The sequence below is a fragment of the Streptomyces sp. NPDC021115 genome, from assembly GCF_044333065.1.
Lineage (GTDB): Bacteria > Actinomycetota > Actinomycetes > Streptomycetales > Streptomycetaceae > Streptomyces.
On record NZ_JBIRQF010000057.1, the window covers coordinates 1 to 3169 of the forward strand.

Consider the following 3169-nt stretch of genomic DNA (forward strand, 5'->3'; position numbering starts at 1 on the left):
CACGAGCCCGCAGCGCCGGCAGATCCAGCCGCACCGGCAACACCACCGGCTCCCCAGCCCCCACAGCGGCATCGAACAGCGCCACACCCTGCTCGACAGACAACGGCGGCAGACCCGCACGCGACATCCGCTCACGATCACCGGCAGTCAGATCACCGAGCATGCCGCCAGGCTGATCCCAGGGCCCCCACGCCAACGACACACCCGGCAACCCCTGGCCACGCCGATACTCCACCAACGCATCCAGGAACGCATTCCCCGCCGCATAACTCCCCTGACCCGCGCTGCCCAACGTCCCCGCCACGGAGGAGAACACCACAAACGCAGACAAGTCCAGGCCCCGCGTCAACTCATGCAGATGCCACGCCGCATCCACCTTCGGACGCAACACCGCAGCAACACGCTCCGCAGTCAACGCACCCATCACACCGTCATCGAGCACACCGGCCGCATGCACCACAGCCGAAATCTCCCGCCCGGACAGCACCTCCGCCAACGCATCCCGGTCGGCCACATCACACGCCACCACCTCAACCCACGCGCCCAACCCCACCAACTCAGCCACAAGCTCCGCCGCACCCGGAGCATCGTTCCCCCGCCGGGACACCAGCAGCAGATCCCGCACGCCATGCTCGGCCACCAGATGCCGCGCCACCACCGCACCCAAACCACCCGTACCACCCGTGACCAACACCGCACCGGAGCCACCCCACACCCGCACCACAGAGTCGGACACACCCACCCGAGCCAACCGAGGCACCACCAACCGCCCCTCCCGCACCGCCAACTCCGGCTCACCCACAGCCAACGCCCGCGACAACACCGCCCCCGACACGGCACCGTCACCAAGGTCCAGCAAGGTGATCCGATCCGGATGCTCCGACTGCGCCGACCGCACCAAACCCCACACCGACGCCACCGCCAGATCGCTGACAGCACCACGCGCCACCACAACCAGACGAGACCCAGCGAACCGCTCCCCCTCCAACCACCTCTGGACCAGGCCCAGAGCCTGCGCCACCGTGGCGTGAACGGACTCCACCACCCCGTCACCGGGCCGCTCCGCCCCCACCACGGCCAACACCACATCCGGCACCGGACCCTCAGCCACAGCCAAGGCCGCCAGATCCACGCACCCCGCTACCGAGACCCCCGCACCCCGCAACCCATCGCTCAAGCCACCATTCGGGCCGACCACCCCAACCACCGACGGCCCGGCAACCGCCCCCTCAGCCACCGGGACCCACTCCACCCGGAACAACGAATCCCGGCCGACCATCTGGCCATCACCGAACTGTCCGGCCGTTACCGGGCGGACCAGGAGGCCGTCCACCGAAGCGACCGGCGCGCCTGCCGCATCCGAGACCGCGATCCTGATCGCTTCCTGCCCGCTGTACGACAGTCGAGCACGCACCGTCGTCGCCCCCGAGGCGAACAACGACACACCCTCCCAGGAAAACGGCAGCACCCCGTTCTCAGCGCCCTCGTCGCCACCTGCAAACACCCCCGCGTGCAATACCGCGTCCAGCAGAGCGGGATGCACACCAAACCCACCGGGCTCAACCTCTTCTGGCAGCGCAACCTCGGCAAACACCGCATCACCGCGCCGCCAAGCAGCCCGCAGCCCCCGAAACACCGACCCGTACTCAAAGCCAGCCTCGGCCCGGTTCTCATAAAAGCCGTCCAGATCGACCGGCTCGGCGCCAACCGGCGGCCACACCGCGGCATCGAACCCAACCCCGGGCAGCTCGTCCGCCGCAGCGAGCACGCCCGTGGCGTGCTGGGTCCAGGACAGTTCGTCGGCGCCATCCGGCCGGGAGAAGATCTTCACCGACCGGTGGCCAAAGTCGTCAGATTCACCGACGAACACCTGGATCTGCGCCGCGCCCCGCTCGGGCAACACCAGCGGTGCGGACAGGGTCAGTTCCTCGACTCGGTCACACCCGACCTCGTCACCAGCCCGGATCGCCAACTCCACGAACGCCGTACCCGGCACCAGAACGCGACCCATCACCACGTGATCGGCCAGCCACGGATGCGAGGCCAACGACAGACGACCGGAGAACACCACACCGTCCGAGTCGGCCAACGGCACCGCCGCACCCAGCAACGGATGCTCAGCCGAGGCCAGGCCGGCAGCCCGCACATCACCCGGAGCAGCCACAGCCGCAGGCCAATACCGCTGCCGCTGGAAAGCGTAGGTGGGCAGCTCGACCTGCCGCGCACCCGTGCCCGTGAAAAACGCCCGCCAGTCCACGCCCACACCGGTCACGTGCAGACGAGCCAGACTGGTGGCCAAAGCCAGTTCTTCGCCACGGTCCTTACGCAGCACCGGAACGACCACGGCCTCATCCGGTGCCGACTCCCGGACCAGGGCCGACAGCACACCGTCCGGCCCCAGCTCCAGGAACGTCCCCACCCCCGCATCCGACAACGCCTGAACACCATCAGCGAACCGCACCGTCTCCCGCACATGCCGCACCCAATACTCCGGCGAACACAACTCCTCCGCCGTAGCGAGGGCACCGGACAGATTCGACACCACCGGAATCACCGGCTCACGGAACTCCAGCCCCTCCACGACGGCACGGAAGCCGTCGAGCATCGAGGACATGAGTGGCGAGTGGAACGCATGACTCACCGCGAGCCTGCTCGTACGCCGTCCGCCGGCCTCGAACCGTGCCGCAACCTCCAGCACAGCATCCTCGTCACCGGAGACCACCACCGACGACGGCCCGTTGACCGCCGCGATCGACACCCGATCGGACAACTGGGGCCGGACCTCGTCCTCCGTTGCCTGCACCGCCACCATCGCACCACCGGCAGGCAGCGCCTGCATCAACCGAGCACGCGCCGACACCAAAGCACACGCGTCCTCCAACGACAGCACACCCGCCACGTGTGCTGCCGCGACCTCACCGATCGAATGGCCACCCACGAAGTCCGGCCGCACCCCAAACGACTCGACCAGCCGGAACAGCGCCACCTCAACCGCGAACAGGGCGGGCTGGGCCGACCCGGTGCTGTTCAGGGCCTCCGCGTCCTCGCCCCACATCACCCCGCGCACCGAGTCGTCCAGGTGCGCGAGTACGGCATCCAGCGCCTGTGCGAACACCGGGAACCGGCCATACAACTCCCGGCCCATCCCCAACCGCTGCGCACCCTGCCC

Annotated in this window: 1 protein-coding gene; it reads right to left on the reverse strand. The window is 68.7% G+C overall.

The features are described from left to right. On the reverse strand, window positions 1–3169 hold a 3169-nt coding region (locus tag ACH4TL_RS45740; protein ID WP_398425544.1), incomplete at both ends, for an SDR family NAD(P)-dependent oxidoreductase.